Source organism: Acinetobacter guillouiae (assembly GCF_002370525.2).
Taxonomy (GTDB): domain Bacteria; phylum Pseudomonadota; class Gammaproteobacteria; order Pseudomonadales; family Moraxellaceae; genus Acinetobacter; species Acinetobacter guillouiae.
Window position 1 is genome coordinate 1130752 of sequence record NZ_AP014630.1, and the last position, 16281, is coordinate 1147032.

The following is a 16281-nucleotide window of genomic DNA, read 5'->3' on the forward strand; positions in this document are numbered from 1 at the left end:
ATATGGATATCAACTATAATAGAATGATTGATAAGAAAATCATTAAAGTCGTAAAGAATGTTGTAATTTATGCTGGATTGTTTTCTTCAATGCATTGTTTTGCAAATTCTCTATACTTGGAGAGTTTAACTCAATTGAATGACTCTGAGCTTTCCGATGTTCATGGTCAGGCACTGATGAGCTTGGGTTATATTGCGCCAAATGACTCAGTCAATAAGATGCAGGGGCAAGGCGTTGGTTTTTATAAACTCGGACTTGAGGCCGAACTTGAGTTGAATGCCAACATTAAAAAGTTACAGCTCGGTTGTGGTGGGGTAAACGGGGCGGGTGGTTGCGACATTGATATTGATAATCTGAGTCTTTCAGGTTTGGCTGATACGCGTGAAGGGCGTGTGGGTTCAAGTGCAAAATTAACCAATCCATTTGTAGAATTTGCGATAAAGGATCCCAATTCTGCTTCAACAAGAGAGGTGGTTGGCCTACGTTTAAGTGCTGAAAAAGTTTTGGGAATGTTGACCGCAGGTACTGAAAACTCAGATACACCGAACGGGATTAACTCTCTCAGTGGCTTTTTAAAAACGAAAGCAACTACGGGAATGGGATATACAAATAGTCGTGGAATGAGTTATGCCGATACCCAAATGCCTGTGACTGGAAATGTGGATATATGTGTTTTTGTATTTTGTGGGCGATTACCGCTTTCTTCAAATGATTACAATTTAAATTTGGAGAGTACAACAGCGCCAATTCAAATTGATGCTACGACTATAAATGGTAAACGACAAACGAGTGTCAATTTAACAGGTAAAGCTAATATTGATCGGTTGAATTTTGGAGGACGTCTAAAGGCTGGGGTGAGAGTTCCTCTACTCGGGACTTTAAACTTAGAAAAACAAGTAAACGGTAATATTACTGGGCTGACGGCCAATTTGTCTATTAGTCAAAATCTAGGTTATATCCATAAAATTCCATTAAATAATCCTTTTTCATTATCTCTACAAAGTCAAAATGTATGGTGGCCAAATGCAGAAGTAACTGCGCAAAGAGGCTGGTGGATGGCATTTGAAGATCCTGTCGACATTGGCAATGTTACACCATCAAAACGTATTGATATTACTAATGATGTATTAAGACAAGTGATCGGTCCATTAAGTACGGCTTTGTCAACGACCGCAGTACCATCTTGTCAAGCTTTGGATTGTCTATTTGGTAGTTCATTGGAAATTGGAAATATTAATTTGCCCAATACATCAGTAAACTTCCCATTAAAGGATCTACAACTTAAAAATCAAGACTTTGCTCCAAACTGCTATGGCTCATTAAAATTCTGTTAAAAAGATGTCTAAAAGAAAAAACCTCCATTTCGGAGGTTTTCGTATATCAAACAGATTATTTATGCATGATTCGTGATTTATCACGTTGCCAGTCGCGATCTTTTTCAGTGGCACGTTTGTCATGTAACTGCTTACCTTTTACCAAAGCAATCTCAAGTTTAGCCAAATGACCTTTCCAGTAACACGCCAAAGGTACGCAGGTATAACCTTTTTGATTGACAGCACCCAGTAGCTTTTCAAGCTCACGGCGCGAGAGCAACAGTTTACGGGTACGTGTCGCTTCAGGGACTACGTGCGTAGATGCTGAAAGTAAAGGTTGAATTTGAGCACCGAAGAGAAATGCTTCGTTATTTTTAAAGGTGATATAGCTTTCAGTAATGGTCATCCGCCCAGCACGTAATGACTTGACTTCCCAACCTTGTAAAGAAAGCCCAGCTTCAAATTTTTCTTCAATAAAATAATCGTGGCGTGCACGTTTATTTTGTGCAATCGTCCCACTATTATTTTTTTTAACGACAATGTTTTTCGACATAATACAAATATTCCAAGAATAGCCTTATTTTGCCTCAAACTTGGCTTCAGGTGAAGTCATTTCACAATTAAAGCCAAAGCTAAATCAAAAGAGGTTATTCGCTAATATTTAAGTTTTTGTTAAACTATAGCCCTACATAACAAACTAGAGTACAAATGGATGTCTAAAACTCGTGTCATCTATCCAGGAACTTTTGATCCAATTACCAATGGCCATGTTGATTTAGTCGCACGTGCTTCACGAATGTTTGATGAAGTTGTGGTCGCAATTGCAATTGGGCATCATAAAAATCCAGTCTTTAGTTTGGAAGAACGTGTAGAGTTAGCAAAGATATCACTCAAACATTTACCCAATGTTGAGTTTGTCGGTTTTGATGGGTTATTGGTCAATTTTGCACGTGAACAACATGCTACAGCAGTGTTACGTGGCTTAAGAGCTGTTTCAGATTTTGAATATGAATTTCAGCTTGCGAATATGAATCGTCAGCTTGATCATGATTTTGAAACAGTATTTTTAACACCATCAGAGCAATTTTCATTTATTTCTTCGACGATGGTTCGAGAAATAGCACGATTGAAAGGTGATGTGGCAAAGTTTGTTCCTCAATGCGTTGTCGAAGCCTTCCATCGTAAACATCAACAAGGTTGGTAGCGTGTCTTTAATTATCACTGATGAATGTATCAATTGTGATGTATGCGAGCCTGTATGTCCAAATGATGCCATTTTTATGGGGGAGGAGATTTATGAAATCCATCCAAACCTATGTACAGAATGCGTCGGGCATTTTGATCAGCCACAGTGTGCGCTTTTCTGTCCAGTCGACTGTATTCCGCTCGATCCGAATCATGTAGAGAGCCAAGACGACTTGATGGAAAAGTATAAAAAACTAATTGCTCAAAAAAGCGCAAGCAATTAGCCGAGAAATTTGTTAGGATACGCCCCGAAGTGAGCCAGACGATCGCTGCTGTGGAGATCTCCGTGATTGAAGCAGGGGAGGAAAGTCCGGGCTTCATAGGGCAAGGTGCCAGGTAACGCCTGGGCGGTGTGAACCGACGGAAAGTGCAGCAGAGAGTAGACCGCCTTCAATATCGTTTCTTTTCGGAGAAATGGAAGGTAAGGGTGAAAGGGTGCGGTAAGAGCGCACCGCATGGCTGGTAACAGTTCATGGCATGGTAAACCCCACCGGAAGCAAGACCAAATAGGGATCCTATAGGCATGGCCCATGCTGGATCCGGGTAGGTCGCTTGAGCGTATGAGTGATCATGCGCCTAGAGGAATGATCGTTCTAGACAGAACCCGGCTTATCGGCTCACTTCGATGAATTTTATTTTAATTAGTGCTTGACGTAACATTGTTTACAGCAGATAATGCGCGCACAGTTTTAGGCTATGTAGCTCAGTTGGTTAGAGCACCGCACTCATAATGCGGGGGTCACAGGTTCAAGTCCCGTCATAGCCACCATTTTTATAGACCACGTTTCCAAAAACGTGGTCTTTTTTTATCTACAAGATTTAAACTTTAACAACGAGACTAGGTCTTGTTTAAAAACCAAGGTTTAGCCTTGTACTCTCCCCAATATAACTTAAGCTACTTTTAGGCGTCTTTTTATAATCATAAAGCGTTGTTTTTGATAATTTAGCCAAGCCAAATTGATAAGAAAAGTTAAATTGCACCTGATTGATGTGGTATTGCGTTAACACCTCAGCGTGTTGTTGATCAATCTTTTTTAGCAATGTTTCGGCACGCTCAAGGTCATCCAGATAATCAGGCTGACTCACATTTAAAATAAAAACCTGATTTGTGGATTCGGCTTCTCCGATGTATGTATGGCGACTTTCAACTTGAGCATTTTTAATGTCATCGGAGATCAAATTAAAATCATTGGCTGACATTGCTTTGCTTTGGAAATAACCCCATAAATTGACGGAAAAAATCACAATCGATAACAGTGCAATGATGTAGTAATGAATACGCCATACAGATTGGCGTGGAATATTGGATTGAGCATTTCTAAGGATTTGAGTTTTACTGAGCTGGTCGTGCAGAGATTGTTGGCTATTTCCATTAAAAATAGCCAAGTAGAAACAGGCAAAAACAATACTTTGAAAAAATGCCACAAGTAGGCTGAGTGAAAGATGCTGAGTTGAATATGTTTGTAAATAACCAGCAAAGCAAAATGGAATGATAAAGATACTTGATCTAACCAGAGAACGCATAAATGGAATTGAAGCACCATTTAAATCTTTTACCCTAATTTTGCAAAGGATTTTCCCAATGGTTTTACCATTACCGATATGGCTGTTAAAAGCAGCAAAATAAAATAGACAGAGAAGCGTACCTATATATTGGAAAATAAAAGGAGAATTTTCAAAATATGGGTAGAGTATTTTACCCATCACTAAACAGGCTACGCCGACGGTAATACAGTCGATGATAAATGCGAATATTCGCGGAAATATAGGGGCGGCTTTTTGAGTTTCAGGAGTAATTTTAGACATGGTGTTGGTTTAATTAAGCTTATGAAAATATTAATAATTAATATAAATTCATTATATTATAAGTTTTTTAATGAAAAATAACCAGAAAAATATAGTTGAGCTACCACGCTTTTTAGCAAGACGTATTGAACTTTGCGTTATTTGTAAATTGGCGATTTATAGATGATTTACAAATTTTAGGCATAAAAAAACCAGCTTATCACTGGGTTCTTTATTGCACCATTTTAATAAGATTTAAAATGGTGCCCGAGGCCAGACTCGAACTGGCACGCTTTGTGGGCGGGGGATTTTAAATCCCCTGTGTCTACCGATTTCACCACTCGGGCATGTGCGCAATAATAAAGGACAGTTTTTCTCTTGGCAAGCGTATTTATGTCGATTTGCTTTCTTTTCAATCAATTCATGTGCTTATGTTTGAAAATAAAGCATTTTAAGCCGTTGAATGGGTATTTTGTCATGATTTTTTCATCAATTTGAGATTAAAGCGAAATATTAAGCCTTTAAATTGATTGGATAAAAAAACTTAGAGGAAACCAACTTCAATGCCAAACTCAATTTCACGCCGTGAACTTATTCAAAAGTCATTAGCCAGTTTTGGGGCATTATCTATACCAGTGTCGTTGACTGCTTGTGGGAGTGATAACAACGATTCAACATCTCCTACAACAAAAGTTGAATTTTTACATGGTGTTGCCAGTGGCGACCCATTAAAAGATCGTGTGATTTTGTGGACGCGTATTACCCCGCAGGATACGTCTTTGCGTTTAGAAGTGGTTTGGGAAATTGCTACAGATGATAAATTTACGCAAGTGATCAATACTGGAAAAGTACAAACAGCATCAGCTCAGGATTTTACTATTAAGGTCGATGCAGACAAGCTTAAGTCTGGGCAAACTTATTATTATCGTTTTAAATTTGGTTCGGTGATTTCACCAGTAGGGCGTACCAAAACATTACCTGAAACCACCAGCTCGGTGCAGTTTGCGGTGTGTTCATGTTCAAACTATCCTGCTGGCTATTTCTATGTATATAAGGAAATGGCAAAACAAGAGGTCGATGCGATCATCCATTTAGGGGATTACATCTATGAATATGGTAAAGATGGATATGCCACAGAAGAGGCGGTAAAGCTGGGTCGTACCCTCGCTGCTGACAATGATAAAGAAATTATCAAGTTGGATGATTACCGTAAGCGTTATGCACTTTACCATACTGACGCCGATCTACAGGCCGCACATGCCCGTCATCCTTTTATCGTGATTTGGGACGACCATGAACTGGCAAATGACGCATGGAAAGACGGTGCAGAGAACCATCAAGCCAATGAGGGTAATTTCTTAGACCGTAAATTGGCAGCTTTACAAGCCTATTTTGAATGGATGCCGATTCGTCCTGTATCTGCAACAGATCACTTGAATATTTATCGCCAGTTTGACTTTGGTTCATTGGTACAATTGACCATGTTAGATACCCGTATTTTGGCACGTGATAAGCAACTCGATTATGCCAATTATATGATGGCTTCGGGCTTGGATATTGCTAAGTTTCAGGCAGATTTAACCAGTACTACGCGTACACTGATGGGTTATACCCAGCGTGAGTGGCTACAAAAGAAACTGGCACAATCTACAGCGACTTGGAATGTATTGGGTCAGCAAGTGTTGATGGCAAAAATGTTAATCCCTGCTGAATTGCTATTGTCTTTATCTGCAATTACCAGTGGAAATGTCACAGCCGAAACTTTGGCAAAAATGAATCAGCAGATCATCGAGTTAGTTACTTTAAAAGTTCGTTTGAAAAGTGGTGATCCAACATTAACCGCTACAGAAAAAGCCCGTGTAACCACAGTTGCACCCTATAATTTAGATGCTTGGGATGGCTACTATGCAGAACGTGAAATTTTATATGGCACACTTAAAACATTAAATAAGAAAGTTGTGGTGTTGGCGGGGGATACCCATAATGCATGGTCTGCTGACTTGCATACTCAAGCAGGTGATTTTGTTGGGGTTGAATTGGCAACCAGTTCGGTCTCTTCACCTGGGATGGAAAAGTATTTAAGTATTCCTTTGGCACAGTTACAACAATTTGAAATGGCCTTCACCACACTCATTGATGAATTGAATTACACCAATTTAAATCAGCGAGGCTACTTAAAAGTCAGCTTTACAGCACAACAGGTACAAGCGGATTGGATTTTCTTAAATAGCATTAAGGAAAAAACCTATTCAGTGGATACGGCTCGTGCCCATCAAGTGGTTTTAAATAACAATTTGGTTGATGTAAAGACTGTTCAGAAAAGTGCATAAATTTTCAGGCCTAAAAAACACCGAGTTCAAAGATGACTCGGTGTTTTTAACGCTATAGATGGATCACATCATACTGTCCATATAGGCATCTAAATCTTCATATTTATAGGTTTTACACATTTCATTTTCATATTTTAATAATTCTAAATGTAATTCTAAAAAGGTGACTAAGCGCTTTTGATAAAATTGATATTTCTCAGAATCTTTGGCTAAGAATCGCATTTTGAATTTGGCTTTCTTAGCCTGTTTATAAGCCCATAAACAGCTTTTTCGAATTTGTTGTAATTGATAGTATTCAGTGTCTTTGGTGCTATCTCTAAATAAATTTTCTTTATAAAATTTGACAAAACCAAAGCTCATTGCAAAGAAAAATAACAGACCTTGCAGCAGGGTGCTTTCTATAAAATAAAGATTGAGTGCTTGTAGGACGATCAGTACCGCAAGCTTAAGCGGAATATTATTGAGTTGTTGGTATAAATGCGTCGAACTGTGTTTTATTTGTTTGATAATGATCGGAACAATAATCATAAAAAATAACATAATCGCTAAAGCGGCAATGCCATTGGCTTGAAAACTATCGAATTTGGGAAAATGATTTGCAATAAACTGACCTAAACTAAAATAGATGCTGCAAAAAATCATAATCGACAAAATCCAAGGAATAAACTCCTTTGCTTCATCTAAAAGCCCTTTGGTTTTAATTTGACTATAAAATAAAAAGTTGCGCTTAAATGCTTGTGGGTATTGTTGTTGTAATTGATTTAAATAGAGGGAAACTTGCTTGTTTTGAATCATATAGGCTTCGCTTATCTAAATTTCACTTTGGATATTAACATAAAAAACAATATAAAATTTTAGGCATAAAAAAACCAGCTTATCGCTGGGTTCTTTATTGCACCATTTTAACAAGAATTAAAATGGTGCCCGAGGCCAGACTCGAACTGGCACGCTTTGTGGGCGGGGGATTTTAAATCCCCTGTGTCTACCGATTTCACCACTCGGGCTTTACAAGATTGGAGGCGGAGGTCGGAATCGAACCGGCGTACACGGAGTTGCAGTCCGCTGCATGACCACTCTGCCACCCCGCCATGTCTTGGTGATGCACATATTAGCAATCTTTGAAAAAAAAACAATACTATAATTCATGCATATGCACATAAATTCAGCATATGAAAGAAAATTGTCTAAATAATCATGTATTATTTGCAAAATTGATTCATATCTACTTTGGAGATGTGCCGTGGCATTGGTATTGGATGGTCGCGCATTAGCGAAACAAATTGAAGCAGACTTGTTGACTCGTGTTGAAGCTATAAAAGCAAAAACAGGTCGTACCCCAATTTTAGCGACTATTTTAGTGGGTGATGATGGTGCATCTGCGACGTATGTACGCATGAAAGGAAATGCTTGCCGTCGTGTTGGTATGGATTCTTTAAAAGTAGAGTTAGGTAAAGAAACCACAACTGAACAATTATTGGCTGAAATTGAAAAATTAAATGCCAATCCTGATGTTCACGGTATTTTGCTCCAACATCCTGTGCCTGAACAAATTGATGAACGTGCTTGCTTTGATGCCATTTCACTTGAAAAAGATGTAGATGGGGTAACTTGCTTAGGTTTTGGTCGTATGGCAATGGGTGAGGCTGCTTATGGTTCGGCAACACCTGCAGGTATCATGACGATTCTTCAAGAAAACAAGATTGAAATTGCTGGTAAACATGCAGTTGTAGTGGGGCGTTCGGCTATTTTAGGTAAGCCGATGGCAATGATGCTACTTCAAGCCAATGCAACAGTGACAATCTGTCATTCTCGTACACAAAATCTTGCTGAATTGGTAAAACAGGCTGATATAGTTGTCGGTGCAGTCGGTAAAGCTGAATTAATCCAAAAAGACTGGATTAAGCAAGGTGCTGTTGTGGTTGATGCTGGATTCCATCCTCGTGACGGTGGTGGTGTGGGTGATATCCAATTGGTCGGTATTGAAGATGTCGCTTCAGCTTATACACCAGTTCCAGGTGGTGTAGGCCCGATGACGATCACAACATTGATTCGTCAAACTGTGGAAGCAGCTGAAAAAGCGTTAGCTTAAGTCCTGTTTTTATTCTGGGCACAGTGAAAGCCATGCATTCACTGTGCTTAAATTCAGCCTACATTTACACAGCAATGTTTATTTTTCAGTAAAAGTAGGCAATATTGTCATTAGTTTAATGGTCATTGGCTTAACGCGTTTAAGATCTACTTTTAAGTATCTGTATCTGAGACTTAACAAGAAGTATCGTCTCGAACCTTAGCACATGGTGTTACTGTCTATCGAATATGAGGAAGAAGCTGTATTTCCTCAATATCAAAATAATAATTTTGGTCATATTTTGCATGAGCTGTACTTATCAATTTTCTAAAGCCCCGCAACATTTACTTGATGCTTTGCATGAAGTAATTCCTCAATGCGAATTATTGGCACAGCAGTTGCCTGAAAGCCCAATTTCGTTATGGTTGATTCCACCAGTTTTTCCAACAGATCGTTTGGATGATGAGGTGATTCGCCGTATTTGGAATGATACACCGTATTGGATTTTTTGCTGGGCTTCTGGTTTAGCAATGGCACAATGGCTGATTGCAGAACCACAGCATGTAAAAGATAAAGTTGTGCTGGATTTTGGTGCTGGATCCGGTGTGGTTGCAATTGCAGCCAAAATGGCAGGTGCAAAACGTGTCATCTGTTGTGATATCGACCCAATAAGTTTGGATGCTTGTCGTGAAAATGCTTTGCTTAATGATGTAGAGCTTGAATATCTTGATGATTTATATAAAGCCGAACAGGTTGATGTCTTATTGGCTGCCGATGTTTTATATGATCAATCTAACAGGTTCTTCTTGGATGAATTTTTAAAATTTGCACCAGAAGTATGGGTGGCAGATAGCCGAGTGAAAAACTTTAGTCATCCGAATTACCAAAAATTGGATGAACGAAGTGCAACCACTTGGCCTGATTTAGATGAAGCCAAAGAATTTAGAAATGTGAGTTTTTATAAGACGCTATGACAGCGTCTTATTTTATTCTGTAATACAAATCTCTTAAATCAAGAACAGGTATAACGTACTACATGTAAAGTGCTTGGGCGGGTATCTAAGGCTTGGCGTGTTGCATAATCTTCACTGTTATTTAGACTTGGCGTGTTGGAAAGCCCAAAAGATGTACGGCTATGCCCAAGTTGAACGCCAGCCTGATCTTTTGCAGTTTGCGGATTGATAATTTCATTGGTACTTAATACAGAAATTTTATAGTTTTTGTTTGCACCCAAAACTTTTTGACATGCGCGCTGTAATTTATCCGCATCCAAATCACGATCAGCACGACCTGAAAGGGTATACGCAAGTGTTGCACTATCTGCTGTTTGATTTTCAATTTGATAACCGGTTACGCCATTGTATTGACGCGGGGTTGTTTGACATGCAGATAAAGCTAAAACGATTAATCCTAAACCTGCATAAGTGATTTTTTTCATCTTTTAAAGTCCTAGCTTTTTGAATTATTTTTAGTATGCCATAGCTTTGCAATTTTCACGATAAGTGAATTGCTTAAATAAAACAGCTTTTTCATGTGAATAAAAAAGCTGTTTTAAATGAATTAGATTGCAAAGTTTACTTTGAATTAATCATCTGTAATCAGGCTATGTTTTTTGGTATCTTTCATAAACACATAGGTGATTAGAGATAAACCGATCATAAAGGTAATGTAATAGAAGAAATAGTTTTCATGCCCAGCATTTTTAAAGCTTAGTGCAACTAATTCAGCCGTACCGCCAAATACAGTGTTGGCAAGTGCATAAGGCAAGGCAACACCTAAAGCGCGAATATGCGGTGGAAATAATTCAGCTTTTACAACCGCATTAATGGCTGTATATCCAGTCACAATGACCATACCACTCATACATAAGAAGAAAGCCGTTTTAGGGTCCGTTGTCGAGCCTAAACCATTGAAAATAGGAACGGTAAATAACACACCGAGTACACCAAAAGTGATCATAATTGGTTTACGACCAATTTTGTCTGAAAGTGCACCGACTGCAGGTTGAATCAACATAAAAATAAAGATTGCAGCTGTGGTAATTTCAGTTGCGGTGGTTTTTTCAAAGCCAGAAGTGTTGACTAAGTATTTTTGTAAATAAGTCGTAAATGTATTGAAGGCTAAGGTACCGCCTGCTGTTAGCATAATGACTGTAAATGCTTGTTTAGGATACTTGGTGAATAAGGCCAAAGCACCAGATGTTTCACCACCATTTTTAGCTTGTTGTTGCGCTTGTTTAGATGATTCTGTTTCAACCAGACCACGACGAATCCAGAACACAACAATTGCGAGTAACGCACCGATAAAGAAAGGGACACGCCATCCCCATGCATGTAAGGCTTCTTCAGAAAGATTATGTTGCAGGATAATCAGTACACAGAGTGCAAGTAATTGACCTGAAATCAGGGTGACATATTGGAAACTTGAGAAAAATCCGCGGTGATTTTTACCCGCCATTTCAGTTAAATAGGTGGCACTAGAGCCATACTCACCACCAACACTTAAACCTTGCAATAAGCGCGCAAATAAAAGTAGTGCAGGAGCAAACATTCCGACTGAATCATAAGATGGCGCACAAGCAATGATTAATGAGCCAATGCACATCAATGAAACAGAAAGTGTTAAACCCGCTTTACGACCTTTACGGTCAGCATAAACGCCCATGATCCATGCGCCGATCGGACGCATTAAAAAGCCTAAAGCAAAAACTGCAGCAGCTTGGAGAAGTTTGACCGTTTCATTACCTTCAGGAAAGAATACAGGGGCAAAATAGAGGGTAAATGCGGCATAGACATACCAATCATACCATTCGACTAAATTACCAGCTGAACCACCAAGTATAGATTTGAAACGAGTTTTTCTATCAAGTTGCGAAGTGGCAACTTGAGGAGATGAATTGGACAAAGCAATTCTCCAAAAGAATATGCAAAATACAGCCTGTTTAACTTTCATTTTGGATGAAAATCAAAGCAGAAAAATCAAACAGAGAGAATTTCAGTCAGTATGACGAGGGAGATACAAATAATTACAATGCTCGTTATACGCTTGAATGAAAGCAGACCTTATTAGACTTTGGTCTTAGCTGTATTGAGGGTTTATTGTTGATCTAGAATGAGAAATTTTAGAAATAAATGAATAATTTTTTTAAAACAGCTATTTAATTTGAAATATTTTATAAATTATAAGAATTTAGCTTAAAGTTAAAGCATGTTTGTTTGCGTTTAAATGTATGAAATGTACACAATTTAATAAGCTGAGTTGAATGAATTTAAAAATTTAATCTAGTCGTACAGTAAGCAGTCATGCTATTTATAACAGCTAAATGTTCATTTTTGAAAATAAAACAATAAGGTTTCACATCTATGGACTTGATGATTCGACAACAGCAAACATTAGCGTTGGTTAAGGCTCGGGGATACGTCAGTATTGACGAGATTGCACAGCATTTTGCAGTTACCCCACAAACTGTACGGCGGGATATCAATCAATTGGCCGATGCCGGACTATTACGTCGTTATCATGGTGGCGCTGCGGTAGACTCAAGCGTCACCAATACCGCGTATAGTCAACGGATCAGCCATAATTTAGCGGCAAAACAGCGCATTGCAACAGCTGTTGCAAACGCAGTTCCAGACCATGCATCTTTGTTTATCAATATTGGTACAACAACCGAAGCTATTGCCCATGCTTTATTGCAACATCGCGGTTTGAAAGTGATCACCAATAATTTAAATGTGGCGAAAATTTTGAGTATGAATGATGATTTTGAAGTACTGATTGCCAGCGGAAAAGTGCGCCCCGATGGTGGTGTGATAGGGCAAGCCACCTCTGAATTTTTTAAACAGTTTAAAGTTGATTATGCCCTGATTGGTATTAGTGGGATTGATGAAGATGGAACCATGCTCGATTTCGATTTTCAAGAAGTGTCTGTCTCGCAAGAAATTATTTTAGGTGCTCGGCAGGTATTTTTAGCAGCGGATGAGAGCAAGTTTGGTCGTCATGCAATGATGCGCTTAGGCCATCTTTCTGAAATAGATCGGCTTTTTACCAATAAAGTGCCCACTGAAAATTATTTAAAACAAATTCATGCAGCAGAAGTGGCTTTAACTGTGGTTTAGGCTAATTTTAAAACTCATAGTGAAAACATGATAAACGTGAAATTGATCATTTTTTGATAGACATCGATTAAAAAACTATCTATTATTTTCTTAAATGAAAACAAACGAAAATATATTCTCACAAATGGTTGTGAATATATGCAAATGATCAAAGGTGGTGGTGTTTATGACACAAATCAATGAGCAACAAACTTATTATGATATTGCTGTAATTGGTGGTGGAATAAATGGTGTTGGTATTGCCAATGATGCTGCTGGGCGTGGTTTATCTGTATTTTTGTGTGAAAAAGATGATTTAGCCAGCCATACCTCGTCTGCAAGCAGTAAGTTGATCCATGGTGGTCTGCGTTATTTGGAACATAAAGAATTTCGTTTAGTGCGAGAAGCTTTGGCTGAGCGAGAAGTCTTACTGGCAAAAGCACCGCATATCATTCGTCCTATGCGTTTTATCATGCCACATCAACCTCATTTGCGTCCTGCTTGGCTGATTCGTACGGGGCTGTTTTTATATGACCATTTGGGCAAAAGAGAGAAGCTTGCAGGTTCACATTTGGTTGAATTTGATCCTCATACTAGCCCACTAAAAACAGAGATCACACGCGGATTTGAATACTCAGATTGTGCTGTAGATGATTCACGCTTAGTGATTTTAAATGCAGTGCAAGCACGTGAAAAAAATGCCACTGTGGTTACGCAAACACGCTGTATTTCAGCACAGCGTGAAGATGGTTTATGGAATATCCAGTTTGAAAATGAGCAGGGCATTTATCACATACAAGCGAAGGCTTTGGTCAATGCTGCGGGGCCTTGGGTTGCACAATTCATTAAGCAAGAGCTTCAGTTAAAATCGCAATATGGAGTTCGCCTCATTCAAGGCAGTCATATTATTGTGCCGAAAATATATGACGGTGATAAAGCCTTTATTATGCAAAATGATGATCAACGTATCGTGTTTGCAATTCCTTATCTCAATCAATACACCATGATTGGTACAACTGATCGTGAATATTTAGCAGATCCGAATAATGTTGAAATTAGTCAGCAAGAGATTGATTATCTGCTTGATGTATCCAATGATCATTTTAAAGTGCAACTGACTCAAGCCGATATTATTCAGACATTCTCAGGGGTACGTCCATTGTGTGATGATGAGTCTGATAATCCAGCCGCAATCACCCGTGACTATACTTTGGCTTTATCACAAGATCATGAAAATGATGCACCCTTACTTTCTGTGTTTGGTGGCAAGTTAACTACCTATCGACGCTTGGCTGAATCTGCCATGGAGCATTTGCAGAAGTTCTTCCCTAACGCTGGGAAAGCTTGGACTGAAAAATCATTACTGCCAGGTGCTGAGAATTTAGTTTCAATTGATGGATTGGTTTTAGAAATTCAAAATAAAATCAAAGGGCTTGATCATGAAACTGCAAGCCGTTGGGCACATGCCTATGGAACTTATACATGGAAATTTTTAAATCATTCGACATCTGTTCATGAAATTGGTCAAGATTTTGGCCATGGTTTATATGCCCAAGAGGTCGATTATTTGGTTGACCAAGAGTGGGCGATCACCAGTCAGGATATTTTAAAGCGCCGTAGCAAGTTATATTTAAAATTTACCGAAGCTGAAATTCAAGCATTGGATGAATATTTGCTTGAATTGCATGAACGCCGCTTACAGAAAGATGTTGCCTAAGCAAAAGTGGAAAATATATAGCTTTGCACAAGGTACGTTATGACCAATCAAAGGTATATAAAACGCGTCGGGTTTCAGGTTGGTAATACATTAAAATCCAATCTGCCCCATGTGAACAATATTCCCAGCCAGCAACAGCTGCAATAAAATAATAACGCTTGCCATCACGGTCATAAATATGAACTTCTTGATCATCGCGGTCTGCGTTGATGTAGCGTAAATCAAAATGTTCATCAATTGGATAAGTCCAGTTTCCACCACCACATTCACCTCCTAATTGGTCAAGCAGGGTTGTTGCAGAATCATTTTGGTATTCAATGCGTGATGTTGAAATGACTTTTCCAGTTTCAGCAAAGCGCTGTTTAAGCTGCAAGTAATCTTCATACATTTCTTTATGATGGGTTTTTAGATCGGCCTCGCAATCAGGATTCTCTAAAGCAAAATATCTTTTGTTTGCTAACCATTCATATTGATTTTGTTGATTTAATTGCATAATAAACCAATTTTCATTGGCAAATGCATCAGAAAATTCTGTGGTATCACTTCCGATATAGCATTCATAAGGCTCAATCGGATTGAGCAAATGAATTTTTCCTTGCCATGCTGGATTGATTGCAGATAAATCAATTGAAATAAGTGGAAGTAAATGCTGAGCTAGAAATAGACTTGAAGGGGCGAAGACGACTCCGTGGTCAGGTAACAGCGTTAGATAAGGTTGAGTTGTGGTAATGTTTTTAATTGCTGTCATTGCGCTTATTTTTAGATATTGAATGGTTGCATTAAATCACAAAAAAGACCGAACACGTCGGTCTTTTTGCTCGGCTTAATCAGTCAGCCATAAAGCGCCTAACTTTTCATCCCACTCACTTGGGGTGATGACCATACGACCTGCGTTGGGGGTTAAGGTAATCTCACTAAAGAAAACATCGTCTTGAGATAATAAGAAATCGATTCGGCTATAACCATATTTAAAACAAAGATCTTCTGACAGTTGAAGCATTTTATTTAATTTTTGCGGTCGTGCTAAACAGCTTGGCGTATTGCTTTTTAGATCAACGGTAAAGGGTTGCAGCACCCAAGATGTGTCATACATATTTGAATAATCCACGCCTTGGCTGTCTTGTACATCGACTTCAATATATCGAGGCTGACCTTCAAAACAATGAACACGGCATGTTGTAATGGTCAGCTTATTGTCTTGATCAACAAATAAATCAATATGTTGTTCGGCCAAAATTAGAGGAACAATATCTTTGTAATGCCATTCTCGTTTTCTAAAATACATATTTTGTTTAAGGTGGTGATTGAGTTTATGCTGCGCTTTTTTGATATCAAATTGCGCTTTATCATTACAGACAATCGCACTGCCACTGTCATGATTGCATTTTAAAACAAACTTGTTAGGAAGTTGATTAAAGTCAATTTCCTCAAAGCACTTATATACACCAATCAGTGGAACAAAATGGGAACAACAAATTTTCTCTGCAAGCATTTCGCGTACAGCAAATTTATCTGCTAATTTCGTATGTAAAGGTGCTCTTTCATAGATCATTCTGGCGGTGACTTTTTCATTGAAACTTTTAGGCTGATCAAAGTTCGGGGTATAACCCAATTTAGCAATAAATCTTTTGGTGAGATAACGTCTATCTGAGACAAATTTGGCTCTAATAACTTTTGCCGAATAAATAATATTTTCTAACATGATTAAAAAAAATCAATAAAATAA

The 16281-nt window shown here is 38.5% G+C and carries 15 protein-coding genes, 4 tRNA genes and 1 other RNA gene; 10 read left to right on the forward strand and 10 right to left on the reverse strand.

The annotated features are described in order from the left end of the window. Window positions 1–2: 2 nt before the first annotated feature. Window positions 3–1334, forward strand: a complete 1332-nt coding sequence (locus tag AS4_RS05265; protein WP_096733440.1) for a hypothetical protein — start codon at window positions 3–5, stop codon at window positions 1332–1334. Window positions 1335–1389: 55 nt separating this feature from the next. Here the strand turns inward: AS4_RS05265 and smpB are convergent, their stop codons facing one another. Next, a complete protein-coding gene (gene smpB / locus AS4_RS05270; RefSeq protein ID WP_004722477.1) occupies window positions 1390–1866 on the reverse strand; it encodes an SsrA-binding protein SmpB in 477 nt (158 codons plus the stop codon). Window positions 1867–2025: 159 nt separating this feature from the next. Between smpB and coaD the strand changes: the two genes are divergently transcribed. The 4 genes from coaD to AS4_RS05290 all read left to right on the forward strand — a co-directional run bounded on the left by coaD (window position 2026) and on the right by AS4_RS05290 (window position 3327). Next, entirely contained in the window at window positions 2026–2517 is a 492-nt protein-coding gene (gene coaD, locus AS4_RS05275) for a pantetheine-phosphate adenylyltransferase (protein ID WP_004722475.1), read from the forward strand. A gap of 1 nt (window position 2518) precedes the next feature. Then, window positions 2519–2782 (forward strand): YfhL family 4Fe-4S dicluster ferredoxin, encoded by a 264-nt coding sequence (locus AS4_RS05280; protein WP_004722473.1) that lies wholly within the window; start codon window positions 2519–2521, stop codon window positions 2780–2782. Window positions 2783–2808: 26 nt separating this feature from the next. Then, window positions 2809–3186, forward strand: an RNA gene (gene rnpB / locus AS4_RS05285) — RNase P RNA component class A. A 64-nt stretch (window positions 3187–3250) separates the two neighbouring features. Beyond that, window positions 3251–3327 (forward strand) — tRNA-Met (locus AS4_RS05290). 80 nt (window positions 3328–3407) lie between these two features. Here AS4_RS05290 and AS4_RS05295 read toward each other — a convergent pair. Together AS4_RS05295 and AS4_RS05300 are read right to left on the reverse strand one after the other, a co-directional pair. Next, entirely contained in the window at window positions 3408–4364 is a 957-nt protein-coding gene (locus AS4_RS05295) for an RDD family protein (protein WP_096733441.1), read from the reverse strand. A gap of 240 nt (window positions 4365–4604) precedes the next feature. Continuing rightward, a tRNA-Leu gene (locus tag AS4_RS05300) sits at window positions 4605–4690 on the reverse strand. Between the two features lie 216 nt (window positions 4691–4906). On the opposite strand from AS4_RS05300, the gene AS4_RS05305 reads away from it, so the two are divergent. Then, a complete protein-coding gene (locus AS4_RS05305) occupies window positions 4907–6673 on the forward strand; it encodes an alkaline phosphatase D family protein (protein ID WP_096733442.1) in 1767 nt (588 codons plus the stop codon). 63 nt (window positions 6674–6736) lie between these two features. Here AS4_RS05305 and AS4_RS05310 read toward each other — a convergent pair whose 3' ends face one another. From AS4_RS05310 to AS4_RS05320, 3 genes are all read right to left on the reverse strand, one after another. Then, the gene (locus tag AS4_RS05310) at window positions 6737–7468 is read right to left on the reverse strand and encodes a hypothetical protein (RefSeq protein ID WP_096733443.1); all 732 of its coding nucleotides are present in this window, start codon (window positions 7466–7468) and stop codon (window positions 6737–6739) included. A gap of 123 nt (window positions 7469–7591) precedes the next feature. Next, window positions 7592–7677: transfer RNA gene (locus AS4_RS05315), tRNA-Leu, on the reverse strand. A gap of 10 nt (window positions 7678–7687) precedes the next feature. Continuing rightward, window positions 7688–7761: transfer RNA gene (locus tag AS4_RS05320), tRNA-Cys, on the reverse strand. A 152-nt stretch (window positions 7762–7913) separates the two neighbouring features. Between AS4_RS05320 and folD the strand changes: the two genes are divergently transcribed. Both folD and AS4_RS05330 read left to right on the forward strand, forming a co-directional pair. Next, a complete protein-coding gene (folD, locus tag AS4_RS05325; protein ID WP_004819653.1) occupies window positions 7914–8762 on the forward strand; it encodes a bifunctional methylenetetrahydrofolate dehydrogenase/methenyltetrahydrofolate cyclohydrolase FolD in 849 nt (282 codons plus the stop codon). Between the two features lie 284 nt (window positions 8763–9046). After that, window positions 9047–9715 (forward strand): class I SAM-dependent methyltransferase, encoded by a 669-nt coding sequence (locus AS4_RS05330; protein ID WP_096733444.1) that lies wholly within the window; start codon window positions 9047–9049, stop codon window positions 9713–9715. 38 nt (window positions 9716–9753) lie between these two features. On the opposite strand, the gene AS4_RS05335 is transcribed toward AS4_RS05330, so the two are convergent. Beyond that, entirely contained in the window at window positions 9754–10179 is a 426-nt protein-coding gene (locus AS4_RS05335) for a hypothetical protein (RefSeq protein ID WP_004722461.1), read from the reverse strand. A gap of 146 nt (window positions 10180–10325) precedes the next feature. After that, entirely contained in the window at window positions 10326–11645 is a 1320-nt protein-coding gene (locus AS4_RS05340; RefSeq protein ID WP_096733445.1) for an MFS transporter, read from the reverse strand. A gap of 458 nt (window positions 11646–12103) precedes the next feature. On the opposite strand from AS4_RS05340, the gene AS4_RS05345 reads away from it, so the two are divergent. After that, entirely contained in the window at window positions 12104–12859 is a 756-nt protein-coding gene (locus AS4_RS05345; protein WP_056514315.1) for a DeoR/GlpR family DNA-binding transcription regulator, read from the forward strand. Window positions 12860–13025: 166 nt separating this feature from the next. Next, window positions 13026–14555, forward strand: coding sequence for a glycerol-3-phosphate dehydrogenase (glpD, locus tag AS4_RS05350; protein ID WP_096733446.1), 1530 nt, complete (start codon window positions 13026–13028; stop codon window positions 14553–14555). A gap of 37 nt (window positions 14556–14592) precedes the next feature. Here the strand turns inward: glpD and AS4_RS05355 are convergent, their stop codons facing one another. Together AS4_RS05355 and AS4_RS05360 are read right to left on the reverse strand one after the other, a co-directional pair. Then, on the reverse strand, window positions 14593–15303 hold the full coding sequence (locus tag AS4_RS05355; protein WP_096733447.1) for a hypothetical protein: 711 nt from the start codon (window positions 15301–15303) through the stop codon (window positions 14593–14595). A 75-nt stretch (window positions 15304–15378) separates the two neighbouring features. Beyond that, window positions 15379–16257: an ATP-grasp fold amidoligase family protein gene (locus AS4_RS05360; protein WP_004819661.1), complete on the reverse strand. Its 879-nt coding sequence runs from the start codon at window positions 16255–16257 to the stop codon at window positions 15379–15381. Window positions 16258–16281: the final 24 nt, after the last annotated feature.